This window comes from Streptococcus pyogenes (assembly GCF_002055535.1).
Taxonomy (GTDB): Bacteria; Bacillota; Bacilli; order Lactobacillales; family Streptococcaceae; genus Streptococcus; species Streptococcus pyogenes.
In genome coordinates this window covers 786,930-809,752 of the sequence record NZ_LN831034.1, presented here as the reverse complement: position 1 = coordinate 809,752, position 22,823 = coordinate 786,930, and the positions used below count along the sequence as shown (strand labels likewise).

Annotated in this window: 17 protein-coding genes and 1 pseudogene; 3 read left to right on the top strand and 15 right to left on the bottom strand. The window is 38.7% G+C overall.

Features of this window, described 5'->3' with window-relative positions; genetic code table 11:
• Window positions 1-3: 3 nt before the first annotated feature.
• The 5 genes from hemW to cdaA all read right to left on the bottom strand — a co-directional run bounded on the left by hemW (window position 4) and on the right by cdaA (window position 5,185).
• Complete coding sequence (gene hemW, locus B6D67_RS04255) at window positions 4-1,134, bottom strand: radical SAM family heme chaperone HemW (protein WP_010922247.1); 1,131 nt, start codon at window positions 1,132-1,134, stop codon at window positions 4-6.
• Between the two features lie 62 nt (window positions 1,135-1,196).
• The gene (locus tag B6D67_RS04250; RefSeq protein WP_010922246.1) at window positions 1,197-1,838 is read right to left on the bottom strand and encodes a hypothetical protein; all 642 of its coding nucleotides are present in this window, start codon (window positions 1,836-1,838) and stop codon (window positions 1,197-1,199) included.
• 133 nt (window positions 1,839-1,971) lie between these two features.
• A complete protein-coding gene (gene glmM / locus B6D67_RS04245; protein ID WP_010922245.1) occupies window positions 1,972-3,327 on the bottom strand; it encodes a phosphoglucosamine mutase in 1,356 nt (451 codons plus the stop codon).
• 53 nt (window positions 3,328-3,380) lie between these two features.
• A complete protein-coding gene (locus B6D67_RS04240; RefSeq protein ID WP_002984857.1) occupies window positions 3,381-4,337 on the bottom strand; it encodes a CdaR family protein in 957 nt (318 codons plus the stop codon).
• On the bottom strand, window positions 4,334-5,185 hold the full coding sequence (cdaA, locus tag B6D67_RS04235; protein WP_010922244.1) for a diadenylate cyclase CdaA: 852 nt from the start codon (window positions 5,183-5,185) through the stop codon (window positions 4,334-4,336). The genes B6D67_RS04240 and cdaA overlap by 4 nt, the downstream gene beginning before the upstream one ends.
• A gap of 106 nt (window positions 5,186-5,291) precedes the next feature.
• Here cdaA and murT point away from each other — a divergent pair, with 106 nt between their 5' ends.
• Window positions 5,292-6,635, top strand: coding sequence for a lipid II isoglutaminyl synthase subunit MurT (murT, locus tag B6D67_RS04230; protein WP_011285501.1), 1,344 nt, complete (start codon window positions 5,292-5,294; stop codon window positions 6,633-6,635).
• Window positions 6,635-7,426: a lipid II isoglutaminyl synthase subunit GatD gene (gene gatD, locus B6D67_RS04225; protein ID WP_010922242.1), complete on the top strand. Its 792-nt coding sequence runs from the start codon at window positions 6,635-6,637 to the stop codon at window positions 7,424-7,426. The genes murT and gatD overlap by 1 nt, the downstream gene beginning before the upstream one ends.
• A 108-nt stretch (window positions 7,427-7,534) precedes the next feature.
• Here the strand turns inward: gatD and B6D67_RS04220 are convergent, their stop codons facing one another.
• Window positions 7,535-8,524, bottom strand: a complete 990-nt coding sequence (locus B6D67_RS04220; protein ID WP_002992006.1) for a lipoate--protein ligase — start codon at window positions 8,522-8,524, stop codon at window positions 7,535-7,537.
• A 232-nt stretch (window positions 8,525-8,756) separates the two neighbouring features.
• Between B6D67_RS04220 and hylA the strand changes: the two genes are divergently transcribed.
• Window positions 8,757-11,174: a hyaluronidase gene (gene hylA / locus B6D67_RS04215; RefSeq protein WP_010922241.1), complete on the top strand. Its 2,418-nt coding sequence runs from the start codon at window positions 8,757-8,759 to the stop codon at window positions 11,172-11,174.
• Window positions 11,175-11,400: 226 nt separating this feature from the next.
• On the opposite strand, the pseudogene B6D67_RS10615 reads toward hylA, so the two are convergent.
• The 9 genes and pseudogenes from B6D67_RS10615 to B6D67_RS04165 form a co-directional block, all read right to left on the bottom strand.
• Window positions 11,401-11,538: pseudogene (locus tag B6D67_RS10615) on the bottom strand (IS3 family transposase); the annotation flags it as partial.
• A 309-nt stretch (window positions 11,539-11,847) separates the two neighbouring features.
• Window positions 11,848-13,611 (bottom strand): dihydrolipoyl dehydrogenase, encoded by a 1,764-nt coding sequence (lpdA, locus tag B6D67_RS04205; protein ID WP_010922240.1) that lies wholly within the window; start codon window positions 13,609-13,611, stop codon window positions 11,848-11,850.
• A gap of 326 nt (window positions 13,612-13,937) precedes the next feature.
• The gene (locus B6D67_RS04195; RefSeq protein ID WP_010922239.1) at window positions 13,938-15,347 is read right to left on the bottom strand and encodes a dihydrolipoamide acetyltransferase; all 1,410 of its coding nucleotides are present in this window, start codon (window positions 15,345-15,347) and stop codon (window positions 13,938-13,940) included.
• 184 nt (window positions 15,348-15,531) lie between these two features.
• Window positions 15,532-16,530: an alpha-ketoacid dehydrogenase subunit beta gene (locus tag B6D67_RS04190; RefSeq protein ID WP_002989981.1), complete on the bottom strand. Its 999-nt coding sequence runs from the start codon at window positions 16,528-16,530 to the stop codon at window positions 15,532-15,534.
• A 58-nt stretch (window positions 16,531-16,588) separates the two neighbouring features.
• Window positions 16,589-17,557, bottom strand: coding sequence for a thiamine pyrophosphate-dependent dehydrogenase E1 component subunit alpha (locus B6D67_RS04185; protein ID WP_010922238.1), 969 nt, complete (start codon window positions 17,555-17,557; stop codon window positions 16,589-16,591).
• A gap of 284 nt (window positions 17,558-17,841) precedes the next feature.
• A complete protein-coding gene (locus tag B6D67_RS04180) occupies window positions 17,842-19,749 on the bottom strand; it encodes an ABC-F family ATP-binding cassette domain-containing protein (protein ID WP_010922237.1) in 1,908 nt (635 codons plus the stop codon).
• Window positions 19,750-19,794: 45 nt separating this feature from the next.
• A complete protein-coding gene (locus B6D67_RS04175; protein ID WP_002989987.1) occupies window positions 19,795-20,121 on the bottom strand; it encodes a hypothetical protein in 327 nt (108 codons plus the stop codon).
• Window positions 20,122-20,150: 29 nt separating this feature from the next.
• Window positions 20,151-20,936 (bottom strand): alpha/beta hydrolase, encoded by a 786-nt coding sequence (locus tag B6D67_RS04170; RefSeq protein WP_002989989.1) that lies wholly within the window; start codon window positions 20,934-20,936, stop codon window positions 20,151-20,153.
• 132 nt (window positions 20,937-21,068) lie between these two features.
• Window positions 21,069-22,730 (bottom strand): ribonuclease J, encoded by a 1,662-nt coding sequence (locus tag B6D67_RS04165; RefSeq protein ID WP_010922236.1) that lies wholly within the window; start codon window positions 22,728-22,730, stop codon window positions 21,069-21,071.
• Between the last annotated feature and the right edge of the window lie 93 nt (window positions 22,731-22,823).

The following is a 22,823-nucleotide window of genomic DNA, read 5'->3' as shown; positions in this document are numbered from 1 at the left end:
CTCCTAATCTAATATAAACCGCTCAGCAACAGAATCACCTAAGAAAAGACCCTTTTTAGTCATTCTGACAAAGGCGTCATCTTTGACAAGCAGTCCTTGGTTTTGAAGCTCCCTAACAATATTTCCATAACGCTCCTCAAAAGACATACCAAATTTTTCTTGGAACCGCTGGATGGAGACTCCTGTCTTTTTACGTAAGCCCAAAAAGAGTTCCTCTTCCATCATTTCCTCTTTGCGCAGCACTTCTTCATTTAGTCTAGCATTCCCTGCTTCAACCGCTTTAAGATAATGCTGGATGGGCACCCGATTCTGATAACGAATGCCATTAAGGTAACCTGAAGCCCCTGCACCACATCCAAAATACTCCACATTATCCCAATACATCAAGTTATGGCGACTTTCAAAACCTGGTTTGGTAAAATTGGAAATTTCATAATGCTCAAAACCATTAGCTTCCATTTCTGAAATAATGTACTCAAACATTTCCGCTTCCAAGTCTTCCGTTGGTAAGTTAAGTTTACCACGTCGCATTTTGTTCATAAAAACAGTGTGATGTTCCAAAATAAGGCTATAAAGACTAAGGTGGGGAATATCAAGTGCCAAAGCTTTAGCAACATTTTCCTTGACTTGATCTAAGGTTTGACCTGGCAAGGCATAAATTAAATCAATGGAAATATTGTGAAAGCCTGCAGTTTTTAAATTGGCAATGGTGCTATAAATTTGTTCTTCATTATGGCTACGGCCAATCTGCTTTAATTGCTTGTTATTAAAAGTCTGCACCCCCAAGGAAATCCGATTGACAGCTGACCTCTGAAGCACCGCAATTTTTTCTGGCGTCAAATCACCAGGATTTGCCTCAATTGTGAATTCTTCAAGATCATCTAAATTGAGGTTTCGTTCAAGGTGATTTAGGAGATACTCCAACTGTTTAGCAGTGATAGCTGTAGGCGTACCTCCTCCAATATAAAGGGTTTTTAGGTCTCGAATGCCATAAGAGTCAAATTCTTGAATCAAGGCTTTCAAATAAGCATCAACAGGTTGATTTTGGATAAAGACTTTTGAAAAATCGCAATAATAACAAATTTGTGTGCAAAAAGGAATGTGCACATAGGCTGAAGTAGGTTTTTTTGACATGGTCTTATTATACCACTTTGATGATAAAATGTTTCTATGAATAAACCATTTCCCTTGATTCTTCATGGCTTGGAAAAGTATTTTACGAGCTGACAAACGTCAGAATCATTTTCGTTTCCTGGCTTGCAACCCTTAGCTAGCAAAACAAACCCTTGTTCTTGGTAAAAAAGCTTGCTTGATTCTTGACTGACCATAATGCTTAAAGAAGGGAGTTTCTCTTGCATATCTGCCAGAAGATATGTCTGGACAGCCTCCACAATAGCTGCTGGAACCTCGTTTTCTGTCACTGTTTCAAGAATCCCTAAAGTCATTTCTAGAAATTCCCCCTTTTCTTGAAGAATCACAAAGGCTACTCTTGCTCCATTTCGAAGCACTTGAAAAAGCATCTGATCCTCGTTAACAGCAGCCGCAAACACTTGATTAGCTGCAACTGTCGATAACAAATGATAAGCTAGGCCTTTATCTGCTAGCAATTGCTCTGCTGTTTTTCTTGTCACAGGCATCACATAAAAAGATGGGGTATCTAGTAATCGTTCAAAATTTTTAGTTAACTGCTTGATGCGGCGCTTTTGAATATCTTGTTTTGGTGTTTGATAAACATAAGAAGCATAACCTTCTTGAAATTCAGGAATCATGTCTAAGTAAAGTGTGGCTGCAAAAGGAGGCAGTAAGTCCGCTAGTTTTTCGATTTGCTGTTTTGTCATCCAATATCCTTTCTCTTCTACTTTAGCAATTTATAACAATTTATAAAAAGAGACTTGGGCTAAACGCCCCAAGCCTCTTTCCAATTGTTGACAGAAGCCTTAGAAATAAGGTTTCTTGTTTGTACTCAACTCGTTAGTTATCGCATCCGATTTCTGTACGGACGACATCAGCAATAGTATCGACATAATAATCAACTTCGGCATCTGTTGGCGCCTCTGCCATGACACGAAGAAGAGGTTCTGTACCACTTGGTCTCACGAGAATACGACCATTACCAGCCATTTCATCCTCCATTTTTGCAATGATGTTCGCAATAGCTGGAACTTCCATAGCACGTTCTTTCATGCTGTTTTCCACACGAATATTCACCAGTTTTTGAGGGTAAATGGTTACTTCAGCAGCTAATTCCGAAAGTGATTTTCCAGTTTCCTTCATCACCTTGGCTAATTGGATAGCTGTCAACTGACCATCTCCAGTGGTATTGTAGTCCATGATAATGACATGGCCTGATTGTTCACCACCGAGATTGTATCCTGAGCTACGCATTTCTTCAACCACATAGCGGTCTCCAACTGCTGTAATTGCTTTATTAATACCTTGTTTATCTAAAGCTTTATGAAAACCGAGGTTAGACATCACCGTTGTGACAATGGTATTGTGAGCAAGAAGCCCTTTTTCTGACAAATATTTACCAATGATAAACATAATACGATCACCGTCAACAATCTCGCCAGTTTCGTCCACAGCAATCAGACGGTCGCTATCGCCATCAAAGGCTAAACCAAGATCTGCTCCTGTTTCCTTAACTAACTCTTGAAGTTGTTCTGGACGCGTTGAACCAACACCGTCATTAATATTAAGACCATTTGGTTTTTCACCAATGACAGCAATTTCTGCATTTAAATCTAAAAAGACATCACGTGCTGACACTGAAGCAGCTCCATTAGCAGTGTCTAAGGCAACTGTCATACCGCTTAAGTCAGTACCAGTTGTTACCAAGAACTTTTCATATTTACGAAGTCCTTCTGGATAATCTACCAAGGTTCCAAGTCCTTCTGCACTCGGGCGAGGAAGCGTGTCCTCCGGAGCATCTAAGAGAGCTTCAATTTCCAATTCTTGGTCATCAGCTAACTTAAACCCATCATTCCCAAAGAATTTGATGCCATTGTCAAGCGCAGGGTTATGACTTGCAGAAATCATCACACCTGCACTTGCTTTTTCTGTTCTAACTAAATAAGAGACACCAGGTGTCGCTAAAACGCCAAGTTTATAAACTTCAATACCAACAGATAGTAGACCAGCAATCAAGGCTGACTCCAACATTTCTCCTGAAATACGGGTGTCACGCGCCACAAAAACTTTAGGTCTTTCGGTCTCATGTTGACTTAAAACATAACCACCGAATCGGCCCAGTTTAAAAGCTAACTCAGGTGTCAGCTCAACATTTGCTTCGCCACGAACACCATCTGTTCCAAAATATTTTCCCATAATTTATATAAGCCTAATGGCTTCCTCCATTCAATTTTCCTAGTTATTATCCATTATTTTTTGGTGGTTGTCAACTGAACGGTCACTACTGACGGCTCAATTGACACCTGACTAGAAGACAAACTCACGGTCTTACTAGTATTTTTAGTGACATCAGAAATGTTAACTTCTGCAATAATTTCATCAATATCTTCTAAGACCTCTCGACTACCTGAGATAACAGCTGTTTGTTTTGACAATTTGTATTGAATATCTGATAAGCTATCATCCATCATCCCCACTGCCTCAACTCTAATCGGGACTGATTTCGTTATTTTTTTTACAGCAACTGATAAATTTGTTTTTGCAGGATCAATTGCACTTGCTAAAATAGTTCCATCAGCTGAGACAGCTTGTAAGGTCACTCGACTACTATAATTCCTATCTAACACTTGATCATCAGGTAACTTTGCCACAACGTGATCAATTAAAGCAATGGTAGATTCATCACTGGTCACTTCAACCTTATTAACCCCCGTTTCAATTTTGCTAATTTCATAACCATTTGCAATTTGTTTAGCATCAACGCTTCCTCTAACAGGAAATACCTTAGATTCTTTTTTGCCAATTGTGACTGATATTTTATCTGGAGATACGGTAGCTGTCACCCCAGAAGGAAGGTTTTCTACTCTTAGGTTGACACTTACTGTACCTGGATGACTATGTGTTAGATCCGCCACAATCTTAAAATTACGTGTATCATTGTTCACTTCAGAATCTAATTTGATACGATTAGTGGAGGTTAGATAAACTTCCGCACCATAAGAATACCCACTGATAAAATATTTGTCACTATCATACTTCATATCAATTGGTACATCTTTAAGGCTATGCGTATAGGTTTCAATCGGACTATAAATTTGCGAGCTAGAGTTATTATGATTGCTCGATGCTGCAGTTAAAAAAAGGAGAATCGCAAAAAAGACTGATACCATTCCTAACCAAGGACGACTATTTAAAAATCGTTTCATTTAGATTTCCCTCCTAGAATTTTCTTATACCATGGTAAAGTAACATTTGAATTACTCATCAGGTAGGTCCTAAGTACCGTTTCAAATTCATCTGTGCTTAAATCGTGTAAAAATTGGCCTTTGCGAGTTACTGAAATAGCTCCTGTTTCTTCTGAAACAATGATAGTTAGTGCATCAGAGTTTTCAGATAATCCAATAGCCGCTCTATGACGGGTCCCAAATTCTTTGGAAATTGCCTTTGATTCTGACAAAGGCAAGTAAGCACAGGCTGCCACAATCTTATTCTGACCAACGATAACAGCTCCATCATGAAGCGGCGTATTCGGAATAAAAATATTGATGAGTAGTTGACTTGAAATGTCGGCATTCAGCGGAATTCCTGTCGCAATATATTCTTGTAAGGTTTGAGTCTGTTCAATAGCAATCAATGCACCTATCTTGCGTGGACCCATATAGGCCACAGATTTAATCAAAGCATCGACCAAAGCAGATTCACTGCTGACGTACTGTTTTTGTAAAAAAACTTGCGTAGAACGACCAAATTTCTCCAGTCCTGCCCGAATTTCAGGGGTAAAAATGACTACTCCTGCAATTACACCATAAGTAATGACTTGGTTCATTAAGTATGTGATTGTCGTAAAGCCAATCCACTCTGCAATAAAACGAAGAACCAAAAAGAAAATGACCCCTTGAACTAAAGACATGATTTTAGTTCCAGTCAATGCTTTAATAAAACGATAAATCAAATAGGCAACAATTAGAATATCTAAAAGATGCACTGCCAGCAGCCAAGGATCCGCAAATAAGCTTAATAAAAATTTAATATCGATACTAGATAAATTATTCATACAACTCTCATTTCTATATCAAAAAAGTTATTAGCTATATTATATCATATCATGATCAAAGATTTTTCCCTATCTAAAATCAATAAACTTATGATAAAATATAAGCATGAAAATGAAGACATTACTCGGCATTATTGCTGGCAAAGCTGCTCAATCCATTTTAACAAAACTAGGGCGAGGATCTACTTATCCTGGTCGATTGGCTCTAGCTTGTGATAAAGATATTTTAAAGGATTTGTCTAAAGACTATGATATTGTGGTCGTCACTGGTACTAATGGTAAAACGTTAACAACTGCTCTTACTGTCGGTATTTTGAAAGAGGCATTTGGCGAGATAATCACAAATCCAAGTGGTGCCAATATGATTACTGGAATTACTTCTACTTTTTTAGCTGCTAAAAAAGGGAAATCTGAAAGGCAAATTGCTGTTTTAGAAATTGACGAGGCTAGTCTTCCTAGAATTACCACTTACTTAAAACCTAGTCTTTTTGTTTATACTAATATTTTTAGGGATCAGATGGACCGCTACGGAGAGATTTACACTACTTATCAGATGATTGTAGATGGTGCTCGAAATGCTCCAAAAGCAACTATTCTAGCCAATGGAGATAGTCCTATTTTCTCTTCTAAGGACATAGTTAATCCAGTTCAGTATTATGGTTTTGATACTGCTAAGCATGCTCCGCAGCTAGCTCATTACAACACAGAAGGGATTTTATGTCCAAAATGCGAACATATTCTTCAGTATCGTCTCAATACTTATGCGAATCTAGGAGACTTTGTTTGCTTAAACTGTCAGTTCCAAAGACCAACGTTAGATTATCAATTAACTGAGCTCACCGCTATTACTCACCAAAGTTCTGAATTTGTTATTGATGGACAAAACTACAAGATAAATGTTGGTGGTCTTTATAATATTTACAATGCGCTCGCTGCCGTCTCTGTTGCTGAATTTTTCGGTGTTTCTCCCGAGAAAATCAAGGCGGGCTTTAACAAAAGTAAGGCGGTTTTTGGAAGACAAGAAACTTTTACTGTTGGTGATAAATCATGCACCCTTATCCTTATCAAGAATCCTGTTGGAGCCAGTCAGGCACTGGAAATGATTCAATTGGCAGATTATCCATTTAGCTTATCAGTTTTATTAAATGCCAATTACGCTGATGGCATTGATACCAGCTGGATTTGGGATGCTAATTTTGAACTCATTACCCAAATGCCCATTACAGAAATTAATGCTGGCGGCGTCCGCCACTCTGAAATTGCTAGAAGACTTAGAGTCACAGGATTTGACGATACTAAGATAAAACAAGCTGAAAAGCTCGAGCAAATCATAGAAACCATTGAAAAACAAGAAGCTAAGCATGCCTATATTTTAGCAACCTATACGGCAATGTTAGAATTCCGTAGCTTACTTGCTGACCGCCATGTCGTTGAAAAGGAGATGATCTAATGACATACACTTCACTAAAATCTCCCGAAAATCAAGATTACATCTACGACCTCACTATCGCCCATCTCTATGGTAATCTTATGAATACTTATGGTGATAACGGCAATATTTTAATGCTCAAGTATGTCGCTGAAAAACTTGGAGCTAGGGTTACTGTTGATATTGTGTCTATCAATGATACCTTTGAACAAGACGATTACGATATTGTTTTCTTTGGTGGTGGTCAAGATTATGAACAAAGCATTGTTGCCAAGGATTTGCCTAGCAAAAAAGCTGCCTTAGCGGATTACATTGCTAATAATAAAGTGGTGCTTGCCATCTGTGGTGGCTTCCAATTACTAGGGCAATACTATGTCCAAGCTAATGGGGTTAAAATTGATGGACTTGGAATTATGGGACACTACACCCTTAATCAGCACCAAAATCGCTTTATTGGAGATATTAAAATTCATAATGACGAATTTAACGAAACCTATTATGGCTTTGAAAATCATCAAGGACGTACCTTCTTATCTGGTGACGAAAAGCCACTTGGACGAGTGGTTTATGGCAACGGTAATAATAAAGAAGACCAAACTGAAGGTGTTCACTATAAAAACGTCTATGGTAGTTATTTCCACGGTCCTATCTTATCACGCAATGTTAATCTTGCTTACCGCTTAGTAACAACAGCTCTTAAAAAAAAGTATGGATCAGCTATTTCACTACCTAGCTATGATGATATACTGAAACAAGAAATCACTGAAGAATATGCCGACCTTAAAAGCAAAGCTTCCTTTAATAAAGTTTAAGTTCTTCTTTCATGTCATCAAACAAAAACTCCTAAGTAGGACACGATAGTTCGCTTAGGAGTTTTATAGTTTTTTCTTCTGACAGAGCTTCTTAAGTGATTAAAACCACTAAGAAACAATAGCTTTAGCAACTTCTTCAACGGTCATGCGTGAGAAGTACTGGGTCGTATCAATCGTTTTTAAACGTTCAAAAACATCACGGTACTCATATTTACAACCAATTAATAAGTTCTCAATGTCTTGCACATCTTTGATTCCAAAGAAATCACCATAGATTTTAAGGTTTTTAATGATAGAATTTTCAACATTTGCAAAGGTTGAAATTTTACCTGCAGGGTAACGAACATTGCGTTCAATCGTATATTCTGGCGCTTTGCCGTAGGTCCAATCCCAGCTACCAAATTGCTCTTTGGCAGATTGTTCAATCTTAGCCAACTCATCCTCTGACAAGACATATTCTGTCATGTCTGGGTACGTTTCTTTCATCTTGGCCAAGATTTTATCTGAAAATTCCTCAACGGTAATTTTTTCTGGTAATTCATTTAAAATATTGGTCACGCGAGCACGAACAGACTTCACTCCTTTAGACTCAATCTTGTCCTTACTTACCTTAAGAGCATCGCCAAGAACGGTCATATCCACATCAAACAAAAGGCAACCATGGTGCATCATGCGACCTTTGTAGTAAGCTTGAGCATTACCGCAGATTTTTTTACCATCAATTTCAATATCATTACGGCCTGTAAAGTTGGCTGTTACACCCAAATCAGCTAAAGTCGCAATCACAGGTTGTGAGAAGGTTTTGAAATCAAATGCGCCTTCCGCTGTTTTATTTGAAATGATAGTGTAGTTCAAGTTATTCAAATCATGATAAACCGCACCACCACCAGATAAACGTCGCACAACATGAATACCATGTTCATCAATGTATTCTTTATTGATTTCTTGAATGGTATTTTGATGTTTGCCAATAATAATAGCTGGCTCATTGATCCAAAGGATAAACAATTCGTCTTCTTCCACTAGTTCTCTAAAAGCATAGGCTTCCAAAGCGATGTTAAAGGCAGGATTGTGACTTTTGTTAACGATGTATTTCATAGGAGAAAAAATCCTTTCAAAAATGTAATCTACCTCTCTAGTATAATGAAAACAAATATAAAAGACAAGTGTCCTATTCTGTATGACATCTTCAGTACCTACACTTATTAGTGCACAAAAACTCAGCCATTATTTATGTAAGGGTTTATAAAAATACTTTAACGTGGTATATTTTTACTTAGTAAATCAATTTACTTTTATTATCTCATTTTTATATTGGAGGAATTTATCAGTGAATACTTATTTTTGCACACACCATAAACAATTACTACTTTATTCAAACCTATTCCTTAGCTTTGCTATGATGGGCCAAGGAACTGCCATTTATGCCGATACACTGACTTCAAATTCAGAACCTAATAATACTTACTTTCAAACGCAAACGCTCACTACTACAGATAGCGAAAAAAAGGTAGTACAGCCACAACAAAAAGACTACTATACTGAATTGTTAGACCAATGGAACAGTATTATCGCAGGCAACGATGCTTATGATAAAACCAATCCTGACATGGTCACTTTTCATAATAAAGCTGAAAAGGATGCTCAAAACATTATTAAAAGCTATCAAGGGCCTGACCACGAAAATAGAACTTACCTTTGGGAACATGCAAAGGATTATTCCGCTTCTGCTAATATCACGAAAACTTACCGCAATATTGAAAAAATAGCAAAACAGATCACTAATCCTGAATCATGCTATTATCAAGATAGTAAAGCTATTGCTATTGTAAAAGACGGTATGGCCTTCATGTATGAACACGCTTATAATCTAGATCGTGAAAATCATCAAACAACTGGAAAAGAAAACAAAGAAAATTGGTGGGTTTATGAAATTGGAACTCCTCGTGCTATTAATAATACCTTATCCTTGATGTATCCTTATTTTACTCAAGAAGAAATTCTTAAATACACAGCTCCAATCGAAAAATTTGTGCCTGACCCTACTCGTTTTAGGGTTCGCGCTGCCAATTTTTCACCTTTTGAAGCCAATAGCGGAAATTTAATTGATATGGGGCGTGTTAAACTCATTTCCGGTATTCTTCGTAAAGATGATCTCGAAATTAGTGATACAATCAAAGCAATTGAGAAAGTTTTCACGCTAGTTGATGAAGGAAATGGTTTTTACCAAGACGGTTCTTTAATTGATCACGTGGTTACTAACGCTCAAAGTCCACTTTATAAAAAAGGCATTGCTTACACTGGAGCTTACGGTAATGTGCTTATAGATGGCTTATCGCAATTAATTCCTATTATTCAAAAAACAAAGTCTCCTATAAAAGCGGATAAAATGGCTACTATCTATCATTGGATTAACCATTCTTTTTTCCCTATCATCGTTCGTGGAGAAATGATGGATATGACTCGAGGGCGTTCTATCAGTCGTTTTAATGCCCAATCTCATGTTGCTGGCATTGAAGCACTTCGTGCTATTTTACGTATTGCTGACATGTCTGAAGAGCCTCACCGTTTGGCACTTAAAACACGTATAAAAACACTCGTCACACAAGGGAATGCTTTTTACAATGTCTATGATAATTTGAAAACCTATCACGATATCAAACTTATGAAAGAACTACTAAGTGATACTTCTGTTCCAGTCCAAAAACTTGATAGTTACGTAGCTAGTTTCAATAGTATGGATAAATTGGCACTATATAATAATAAACACGATTTTGCTTTTGGCCTATCAATGTTTTCGAATCGAACTCAAAATTATGAAGCTATGAATAATGAAAATCTTCATGGCTGGTTTACTTCTGATGGAATGTTTTACCTATACAATAACGATTTAGGACACTACAGTGAAAACTATTGGGCAACGGTAAATCCCTACCGCTTACCTGGAACCACAGAAACTGAGCAAAAACCACTAGAGGGAACTCCTGAGAATATTAAAACGAACTATCAACAAGTTGGCATGACTGGTCTCTCTGATGACGCTTTTGTTGCAAGTAAAAAACTTAATAACACAAGTGCTCTAGCTGCTATGACCTTCACTAATTGGAATAAAAGCCTCACCCTCAATAAAGGGTGGTTTATCTTAGGAAACAAAATAATCTTTGTTGGTAGCAATATCAAAAACCAATCATCTCACAAGGCGTATACAACTATTGAACAACGAAAAGAAAATCAAAAGTACCCTTACTGTTCTTATGTTAACAATCAACCCGTTGACTTGAATAATCAGCTAGTTGATTTTACAAACACTAAAAGTATTTTCCTTGAAAGTGATGATCCCGCTCAAAATATTGGTTACTACTTCTTCAAGCCAACAACACTTAGCATAAGTAAGGCACTTCAAACAGGGAAATGGCAAAACATAAAAGCTGATGACAAATCACCAGAAGCCATCAAAGAAGTTTCAAATACCTTTATCACTATCATGCAAAACCATACTCAAGATGGCGATCGTTATGCCTATATGATGCTTCCAAATATGACTCGTCAAGAATTTGAAACCTATATTAGCAAGCTTGATATCGACTTATTAGAAAACAATGACAAACTGGCCGCTGTCTACGATCATGATAGTCAACAGATGCACGTCATTCACTATGGAAAAAAAGCAACGATGTTTTCAAATCATAATCTTTCTCATCAAGGCTTTTATAGTTTTCCTCATCCTGTCAGGCAAAATCAACAATAAAAGCTTGCTGATCAAGGAATTGCAGCTAAAAACAATGCTCTTAACTCTCATAAAATTCCCCACAAAAGACAACGACGCTTACCGCATACTGGGTATCAGTCCTCCTCTTTAGAATTCTTAGGTGGAGCTTTAGTTGCTTCTTTTAACCATATCACAAAACCCTTTCGTAAGAAAGACTTAAGGATTTAGCTGTTATTGGAAAGTAAGGGTTAACAATGAAACGTTATTAAAGACAAAAAACTAGAAACTGCACTGAGCCCCAAAAGTTGGCTACTCTATTTGAAGTAAAGGATTTAGTTCTGTATTGTAGAGGACTAAGTCCTTTTCGTTTTATTTTGATACGTTTATTGTTGCAATAATCGATGATAATAGTAGGTAGAACGAGTCAATTTAGCCGTCCTTAAAAGAAAATCTAATCAGAACTCGTCTTTATCCATTCTTTATAATGGTTTTTTGTCTTCTTCTTTTCAGAGATGCTTCTTTCAAACGGAGTTCTCTCGGTTTTTTTAGCGCTAAATGTCTAGCTTATCTTCATAGCTTAATGTCATACAAAAACACCCCAAACGTTAGGGTTTTATATCTAACGTTTGGGGTGCAGTTCATAGTTGTGCTAGTCTTTTTTGTGATCTGTTATGTGATGATATTTTTCATTAGTTAATAAGACAAAGACGTTTTACTTACGTTTTGGTGGGTTATGGATAGCTTCGCCAAGCACATCTGCAAAGGCTTCGTACATCACTTCAGAGAAGGTTGGGTGTCCATGAATTGATAATAACAATTCATCAACGGTTAATTCAGATTCCATAATAGTAGCTGCTTCGTTAATCATCTCAGCTGCAGCTGGACCAATAATATGAACACCTAAGATTTCGTGGTATTTGGCATCAGCAATAACTTTAACAAAACCATGTGCTTCATTTGAAGCAATCGCGCGTCCATTACCAGTAAAGCTGTTTTTACCAATAAGCACATCACCATATTGTTCACGCGCTTGTTCTTCAGTTAAACCAACCATTGCCACTTCAGGGTGTGTGTAAACAGCTGCTGGAGTGTATTTAAGGTTAGCTTTACGAGTTGTGTTGCCATGCATCGCATTTTCTGCAGCCACTTCACCCATACGGTAAGCAGCGTGAGCAAGCATTTTCGTTCCGTTAACGTCACCTGGCGCATAGATACCTGGAATTGATGTCTCTTGGTAGTCATTAACTTTGATACGGTTACGATCCATTTCAAGGTTAAGATTTTCCAGACCGTTCATTTGTGATACACGTCCGATAGAAAGAAGAGCTTTTTCAGCAACAACTTCTTCACCATTGTTAAGTTTCAAAGTCAATTGGTTATTTGCTTCAACAATTTCAGAGACACCAACAGATGTTTTGATCTTCATGCCTTTCTTAGAAAGGATTTTTTGAAGTTCAAGAGAGACTTCTTTATCCATAGCTGGGATAATACGGTCAGCCATTTCAATAACGGTAACATCCACACCGTAAGATGCCCAAACAAGTCCAAGCTCGATACCAACAACACCACCGCCCATAACTGCTAGTGATTTTGGCATTTCACGGAGGTCAAGGATATCATCTGACGTTAAGACAAGTTTAGAGTCAATACCTGGGATATTGATACGTGATACTTTAGAACCTGTAGCAAGGATAACGTTGCGACCCTTAATGGTTTGTGACCCAATGGTTACAGTCTTGTCAGGGTTGACTTGACCAAGCCCATTAAAGATAGTGACTTTATTAGCTTTTAGAAGACCTTGAACGCCGCCTGTTAAGGTTTTAACAACGGTGTTTTTAAAGTCAACTGTTTTGTCCATGTCAATAGTATAGTTAGTTGAGGCAAGGTTAATCCCACGTCCTGCTGCAATCTTAATACCATCAAGGATTTCAGCATTTTTAAGGTAAGTTTTGGTTGGGATACACCCTACGTTCAAGCAAGTTCCACCAAATTCAGATTTCTCAACGATGGCAATTTTACCACCAAGTTGAGCACCACGAATAGCTGCATAATAACCTGCAGGGCCACCACCAACAACGATGATGTCATACTCATCATCAGCAAGTGCAGCTTTTGGTGCAGCTGAAGCAGCTTGAGCTGGTGCTTTTGGCACTTCAAGTCCAGCAGCTTCTAAATCTTCTGTTGTACGAGCAACATTCACATCTGAAGCAGCTGGGCTAGAAACCTCAACAGATTCACCTTCAGCACCGATATATCCGATAACTTCTGTTACAGGTACTGTTTCACCTGCTTGACGTGTAATTTTAAGAAGAACACCTGAGTCTTCTGCCTCAAGTTCCATATTGGTTTTATCTGACATGATTTCAAGAAGAATATCGCCTTCATTGACAGTATCACCTTCTTGTTTTTTCCACTCGATGATTTCACCTTCTTGCATGTCAACACCGAGTTTTGGCATAATAATTTCAACAGCCATAATTTAAGATACCAAGAGCAAGGAGAAAGCGATTGAATTTTTGCGGTAAGTCAGAAATCTTTGATTTCGTTGACGCACCCACGTCAGGACGACTAGGACTTTCCGAAACAAAAACTGAGGAAAGTTCAGACGTCTACGACGCTAAGATTAGCCAACTCTTACCATTTTTATCCGAGCTTTTCGCTCGGATTCAATTGCTTATCACTCATTTGCATGAGAGCTCCTCGTTCTACATCCTTTCTATATTTTTGAGAAAAGGGCACCAAGTCTAAACTTAGCAAAATCCCTTTTATTATTGAATGCTTTTCTTGTTTAAAACTGATTGATCAGATTAACAATTCAAATGGATTTTCCATCAATTTCTTGAGATCAACCATGAATTTTGCACCGTTCATACCATCAACTAAACGGTGGTCGATGGTTAGGCACATTGCCATAATTGGACGGGAAACAATCTCACCATCCACAACCGTTGGAGTTGGGATAGTTGCTCCAACACCAAGAATTGCTGAGTTTGGTTGGTTAATAATTGGGTTAAATGTCTTCGTACCAAACATTCCCAAGTTTGTGATAGAGAAGGTTGATCCAGACATTTCAGCTGCTTTCAACTTACCAGTTTGCGCTTTTTTAATCACATCTTTTGAAGCAAGCACGAAATCTGACAAGCACATCTTGTTAGCCCCATGGATAACAGGAACGATAAGACCATCATCAAGACCTACGGCAATACCAAGGTTCACAAAGCGGTGCAATTCAATATCATTAGCATCATTGATGAGGGAAGCATTCATGTACTCATGCTCAGGTTTCATCAAGGTTTTAACCACTGCCATACCAATCAAGTCTGTAAAGCTGACTTTAAGGCCTGTTTTAGCCATGATTGGGTCAATTAACTTCTTACGAAGGGCAATCATCTCTGTCATGTCAATATCGTAGTTAAGCGTAAAGGTAGGGGCAGTAAGGTAAGAGTTTGTCATACCTTTAGAGATTGCCTTACGCATAGCTGACATTGGCTTGTGTTCCACACCTTCTGGAAGATCAACAACTTTTTCTTCTTTAGCTGCTGGGGCTTTTGCTTCAGCTGGTTTAGCCGCTTCAAGAATAGCCATGATGTCTTCTTTCATGACCTTACCGTTAAAGCCAGTACCTGATACGGTTGCCAAATCAATACCTTTGTCTGCTGCAATTTTACGAGCAAGTGGTGAAGCTTTCGGTTGAGCACCTTTAAAGTTTTCAACGTCTTCTTTATGGACACGTCCTTTTGGTCCTGTTCCTGGAACTTGGCCAAGGTCAATGCCCATTTCTGCTGCTGCCTTACGTGCAGCTGGAGTAGCACGAACTTTTCCGCCATTTCCTTGCGGAATAGCTGTCGCTGCCACTTGAGGAGCTGGACTTGCCACATTTTCTTTTGGAGCAACTGCTGGTCCAGCGTCTGCTGAAGCAGGAACTGGAATTTCTGTTGTTTTTTCACTTGAAGCAATAGTATCTACTGATTCACCCTCTGCACCAATGTAACCGATAACTTCAGTTACAGGTACAGTATCACCTGCTTGACGTGTAATTTTAAGAAGAACACCTGAGTCTTCTGCCTCAAGTTCCATATTGGTTTTGTCTGACATGATTTCAAGAAGGATATCACCTTCATTGACGGTATCACCTTCTTGTTTTTTCCACTCGATGATCTCGCCTTCTTGCATGTCAACGCCCAGCTTTGGCATAATAATTTCAAATGCCATTTCTACATCCTTTCACGATTTGATAAGCGCCATCAACATCCTCACCTTGCTACGAAAACATACGAAAGGTGAGGTGCCGCGACACGGGATAAGACAACTCAGTTCTTCTAAAAACTTTCAAAATAGTTTTTAGCTGAGACGTTACTGATAAACATAGCCTTTATCGGACCACTTGCCTTATCTTCTAGTTGCCTTTGTTTGCCATTTTCACAATAGCAGCTTTGATTTTCTCAACATCTGGTAAGATTGCTTGTTCAAGTACACGAGCATAAGGTACTGGAACATCTTCACTTGCAAGACGAACGATTGGATGATCAAGGTAATCAAAGGCTTCACTTTCGGTAATCATGGTTGCAATTTCCCCAATGAATCCACCGGTCTTGTAGGCATCGTTGACAAGCATCAATTTACCTGTTTTCTTAACAGATTCAATAATCAACTCTTTATCAAGTGGGATGAGGGTACGTGGGTCAACAACTTCAACGTTAATACCATCCGCTGCTACTTCTTCAGCCGCTTGAAGAACACGCTCCAACATACGACCGTATGACACAATTGTCAAATCAGTTCCTTCACGTTTGATGTCACCTTTGCCAAGTGGGATATAGAAGTCAGGATCTTGGTTAACTTCTTCTTTTTTACCATAAAGCGCTTTTGGTTCCATGAAAAGAACAATGTTATTATCACGGATAGCTGATTTTAATAAGCCTTTAGCATCGTTGGCATTACCAGGAGCAACAACTTTGATTCCTGGAATGTGAGTCAACCATGCCTCAAGAGATTGTGAGTGTTGCGCAGCGGAACCAATACCAGAACCTGATGCCACACGGAAGGTTACAGGGGTAATAAGGCCTCCACCGAACATGTAATTATTTTTAGCACCATTATTCACGATAGCGTCCATCATGATGGTAAGGAAATCCATGAAGGTAACGTCGACAATTGGACGTAGTCCTGTAATAGCTGCACCAATAGCCGCACCAGAGATAGCAGCTTCTGAAATTGGGGTATCTTTAACACGTTTAGGGCCAAATTCTTCAATCATTCCAACAGAAGTCCCAAAGTCTCCTCCGTAAACCCCTACGTCTTCTCCCATAAGGAAAATGTTTTCGTCCTTGCGCATTTCCTCAGTCATAGCAAGGTTGACTGCTTCACGCAAAGCCATTAATTTTGTTTCTGACATCATTTTTATTTCTCCATTTATTATTCAAATACGATTGCTTCTTACTGACAAGGTGCTCTTAGTCAACCCAAACGTCTTCGAAGGCTACTGAAAGTTCTGGATCTGGACTGTTTTGTGCAAATTCATAAGCATCGTCAACTTCTTTTTTGACTTGTGCTTGAATAGCATCCAATTCGTCATCAGTGGCAATGCCTTCGCTTGTCAGATAAGTACGATATTTGATCATTGGATCTTTTTCTTTCCACTCATCCACTTCTTCTTTAGTACGGTATTTACCAGCATCTGCAGTCGAGTGACCAAACCAACGGTATGATTCTACCTCAACAATAGCTGGACCATTTCCACCACGAACATGTTCAACGGCTTTGCCCATTGTTTCATAGACAGCCATCACGTCATTGCCATCTTCACAGTAGAAACCAGGAACTCCGTAAGCTTCTGCACGTGTGTATAAGTGTGGTGTATTTGTTGCATTATTGATGCTCATTGAAATTCCATAACGGTTGTTGATGATGAAGAAAATAACAGGAAGTTTCCATGTTGCAGCCATATTAACAGACTCGTGGAATGATCCTTCGTTAGTAGCGCCATCACCTGAGAAAGCAACAGCTATATTGTTAGTTCCTTTGTATTGTTGAGTGAGGGCAGCACCAACTGCAAGAGCGTAACCACCACCAACGATACCATTAGTACCATAGTTTCCTTTTTCAAAATCAGCCAAGTGCATTGAGCCACCACGCCCTTTAGACACACCAGTTGCTTTACCAGCAAGCTCAGCCATCATTTTATTAAGGTCCATGTCTTTAGCGATTGATTGTCCATGTCCACGGTGATTTGAAAAAATAATGTCATCGTAAGACAAGTGAGCCACCGCTCCAACATTGGCTGCTTCTTCACCAACTGAGAAGTGAGTCATCCCTTGTACAAATCCACGACGGACGAGTTTATTAATACGTGAATCAAATTCACGAATACGTTCCATTTTAAGGAACATATCTAAATGTTGTTCTTTAGAAACTGTTACCATTTCGGCCTCCATATTATCATATTACCTTTTTATGATAAAACTTTTTTTCACAATTTGCAAATAATTAAATCGCTTTCTACCTTACCTTATTTGGTTTTTTAGAAATGCAATAGTTTGTGAAATTACAAACAAAACTGTACTAAAAAATTTAAAAATACTATATAACAGTTTCACGTTTTACCGACCTTGACATAAAAAACACATCATTTTAAAACCTCTTTCACACCTTCAAACAAGTAGCAAAGCGATAAAAATAAGCTTAGCAAAACTGCTAAAGCTTATTTTTATGATTCTATTTGTTCAGCGATGGTTTCCCATTCTTCCATAAGAGCTTCTTGTTCTTGATCCAATTGGTCCCATTCCTTTTGCCAAGCGATTAACTGCGCCGTATCATTGGAGGCATGCATGTCTTCTTGAATAGCACCAATACGCTCTTCAATGGTTTCAAGTCTTGCTTCAATCTCCTCATATCGGCGGGTCAAGCGACGACGCTCTTTTTGATTAGCTTTTTGTAGCTGATAATCAGTGGCAGAGGCTTCTTTTGTTTCCTCAACTGTCTCTCCTGCTGCTAGGCGGGCTAATTCTTCTAGCTCTGCCTTTTTCTCAAGGTAATAATCATAGTCACCTAAGTAAAGGGTTGAGCCATTTTCGGTAATTTCCAAAACCTTAGTTGCCAAACGATTAATGAAATAGCGGTCGTGGCTGACAAAAAGCAAGGTACCGTCAAAGTCAATGAGGGCATTCTCTAGCACTTCTTTACTGTCAATGTCTAGGTGGTTAGTCGGCTCGTCCAGAACAAGAAAATTATTGTTTTCCATAGATAACTTCGCAAGAAGCAGACGGGCTTTTTCTCCACCTGACAGCATAGCCACCGATTTTTTGACATCATCTCCAGAAAAGAGAAAAGCCCCTAATCGGTTTCTGATATCGACTTCTGGCGTAGTTGAAAAATCCTGCCATAATTCTTCCAAAACTGTGTTGCTAGACGTCAAATGTGATTGGGTTTGGTCATAATAACCTGTTTCGACATTGGCACCATACTTGAGTTGTCCTTTGAGCAAAGGCAATTGTCCAATAATCGACTTGATCAAGGTTGATTTACCAATACCATTTGGCCCTACAACGGCAATAGCATCCAACTTATTGATATCTACATTAATAGGTTCGGACAAGACTTGGTCTCCATAACCGATGGCTGCTTCCTCAACTCTTAGCACAACATTTCCTGATGGTTTTTCTGCATGAAATGTCATATGAGCAGATTTACGCCCACCTGTGGGTTTGTCCAAACGCTCTATTTTTTCCAATTGCTTACGCCTAGCCTGAGCCCTTTTTGTGGTAGAGGCCCTGACAATGTTTTTTTGAACAAAATCTTCTAGCTTGGCAATTTCTTTTTGTTGTTTATCGAACTGTTTTTCTTCGGCTACTAGTTTTTCAGCTTTTAAGGCCATAAAACGAGAATAGTTACCACTATACCGATCTAAGCCGTTAGGCGTCAAATCTAAAGTCACGGTCGCCACTTTGTCCAGAAAATAACGGTCGTGACTCACAATGATTAGAGCTCCTTGATAGTTGGCCAAGTAGTTCTCTAACCAGGCAATGGTTTCAATATCTAAGTGGTTTGTTGGCTCATCAAGGACCAATAGTTCTGGCTTTTCTAAAAGCATTTTAGCCAAGGCCAGACGAGTATTTTGACCCCCTGACAGCTCAGCGATAGTCATCTGCCACATGCTCTCATCAAACTTAAACCCATTTAAAATGGCTTTGATGTCAGATTCATACGTAAAGCCGCCTTGCTGACGAAAATGCTCTGTAAGCAGATCATAATCTGTCATCAGTCGGGTTAAAACTTGACCTGAAACGGTTGCCATATCCATTTCCATCTGACGCAGGCGCTTTTCATCTTGGCGTAATGCTTCGAAAACCTTGAGCATTTCCTCATATATTGTTTGATCTGATTCAAAACGGCTATTTTGAGCCAGATAAGACAAGGTTAGGTCTTTTTTAGTATTAACTTCTCCGCTCGTTGGGGTTTCTTCCCCAACCAATAATTTTAGTAAAGTCGACTTGCCAGCTCCATTAGGACCAACCAAGGCAATGCGGTCACGTTCATCAACTTGTAGTGATATGTTTTGAAAAAGAACATCTCCTGAGAAAGAGCGTTCTAACTTGTTTCCTTGTAAAATAATCATACTTTCATTCTAACAAAAAAATACCCTTTTGAGGACATTTTCAGCCTAGTTTCCAAAAGAAATCGAACTCTTTTTAAGTCGTTGATTACCTTCTTTAGCGCTAACAAGGAAAGTGGAATGACTATTACCACTCCCATGACGCGTCTTTGCAGATGGCTTTTGTGTTAAGATATCAAAAATTTGCACCACTTGCTCAGTAACTATCGAGATCTTATTGGCTAAAACGGAATCACTGTGATTAGAATAGTACATCAGCCCTATAATAATAATCGTTACTAATAAGATAGTTTGTAAAAACCCTTTGATAAGGTGCCAAAACATTTTCACTATTAGCTTAGGCAGCCACAAAATGATCGCCAGTAATTGTTTCATTTGTCACCTCATGTTGTACTAGGAAATGGTTAAGACAACCTTTCTTCTTTTTGGTAGTTTATCGGTAACCACTCTAACAGGACTTCTAATTGCTGGTTCCAATAGTACCACTCATGTTTACCATGACCTTTATGATAATCAATGTCAAGACCTTGAGCCTGAAAATCAGCAATAGCTTTTTCATTAGTGGCAAAAAGAAAATCCTCATAGCCACACCAAGCATAAAATTTGGTTTTTCCATCACTTTCTGCCACCATATTTTTAAGGTAATGCTTGTCAAGGTCAGGGTCATCAAACTGGCCAAAAACGCCCTGCCAATAGGCTAATTCTCCCAGTTTTCCCTCAAGCAAGGTCTCAGGAGAAAAATCCAAAGCGCCTGAAAACGATGCCGCATAAGAAAACCGATTGCTTTTGAGTGCCCACTTAAAGGCACCATAGCCACCCATAGAGAGCCCAGCAACAAAGGTTTTTTCTCGTTTCTGGGTCATATTAGGAAAGAAAGCTGCTAAGACCTGCGGTAACTCTTGTGACAACGCCCGATAATAGTTAAGTCCATAAGCCGTGTCTGTATACCAACCTAGGTCTGTCGAAGGCATAACGACTATCAAATTGGTATGCCGCAACAAGCGTTCAATAGCTGTTCGTTTTTGCCAAGAGTTTTCATTGCCTCCCATACCATGTAACAAATATAAAACAGGAATATCCTTATCCCCTTGATCTTTTTTAGGGATTTCAGACTGGTCAGGATAAATCACATTTACCTTACGCTCCATTCCTAAAACTACCGAATGGTATTCAATTGCAATACTTGCCATTCATTACACTCCTTTATACCAAAATAATCCTATCACGTAAATCTACTGTATTTTTGGGTGAACAGTTTCCTGGTTTACCAGTTGTTAAAATCAAAGAAGGTAGGCAGTTTTTGCCTAACCTTCCTATTTTCACTAACGAACTTCCATCACAACCGGCAGAATCGCTGGGCGCCTTTTGGTTTGTTCAAATAAGAATTTAGACAAATCATCTCTGACATTCCCTTTTAATTCGCCCCAGTCAAAGGTATCTTTTTTTAAGTAATTGCCAACAGTTGTATTAACTAATTCTGCACTTTCTCTTAAAATATCATGACTTTTCTTGACATACACAAATCCACGCGTATTAACTTTAGCCTTAGAAATAATGCGTTTTTCTTTTTTAGAAACAGTAATAGCAACAATGAAAATACCATCTTCTGACAAGACTTTACGGTCTCGTAAAACGATATTACCCACATCACCGATAGCATTACCGTCAATCATGACATCACTGGCAGGTACACCTCCTTCATGGAGAAAACCTTCGTCATTAAGCACCATGATATCGCCACGCTTCAGAATATGAATATTCTCTGGAAAAATACCAACTTCTTCAGCTAGCTTTGCATGGGCAGCTAAATCACGATATTCTCCTTGTACTGGAAAAAGATACTGGGGTTTTAACAAATTCATCAATAGTTGCAAATCACGCCCATTAGCATGGCCTGAAACACGTAAGTTTTGAGTGATTAATTTAACAGAACCACCGGCCTTGTAAATCAAGTTTTCAACACGCGCCACCATAGCTTCTTTAGCCGTACTTGGTGTTGTTACAATATAAACAAGGTCTCCTTCTTTGATTTGAACATAACGGTGACGTCCCGCTGCCATTTTTTGTAAGCTATTAATTGGCTCACCCATACGACCAGCTTCAAGGATGATTAATTCATGGTCTTCGAATTTAGACATATCCTTAGGTTTAATTAAAAGACGCTCATCCGTAATCATTAATTTTTCTAGACGTAAAGCTGTTCTGACAATATTTTCTGCATCTGTTCCGGTTAAAACAACACGACGCCCATGGGCAGTGGCGGAATCAAATACTTGCTGAATCCGAACAAGATTTGAGGCTACTGCAGCTACAATGACACGGCCATCAGCATCAGAGATAACACTGTCCATTTCTTCACCAACTTCAGATTCGCTGGCAATCTGATCGTTGCTTGTCGCATTGACTGAATCTGATAAAAGAGCTAGAACCCCTTCTTTCCCAATCTCAGCTAAACGTAGCAAATCCGTCTGATAACCTTCTCTTGCTGCTTGATCAAATTTGAAGTCACCGGTATAAATAATGTTTCCTTTATCTGTTCCAATAACAATACCCATACTTTCTGGGATTGAATGCGTTGTTCTAAAGAACGAAACTAGGCCATCTTTAAATTCAATTTCAGTATCACTGTCTACCACATGAAAATTATTAAATTTCTTAGTGCTGTTATTACTTTTCACAAATAGCTTGGCTAATTCAATAGTCAATTCAGATCCAAATACAGGAGCTGATACTTCAGCTAACAAATAAGGAAGGGCTCCAATGGCGTCAGCATGGCCATGACTCAAGAAAATCCCTTGTACTTTACCTTTGTTTTCAATTACATAATCTAAATTGGGGATGACTAAATCTACCCCAAGTTGCTCATTTTCAGGGTACTTGAGCCCTGCGTCTAAAATAAACATAGAATCGTTAATTTCTACCAAATAGAAGTTTTTTCCGTATTCACGGACCCCTCCCAAGGCAATCATTTTAATATCAGTCATGATACTCCTTTAAATATTTTATTATTACAAACGGTCCTTACAACGTAAGTCGAATTACTGTTATGTAGCTATGCTACTATCTTCTATAGTATA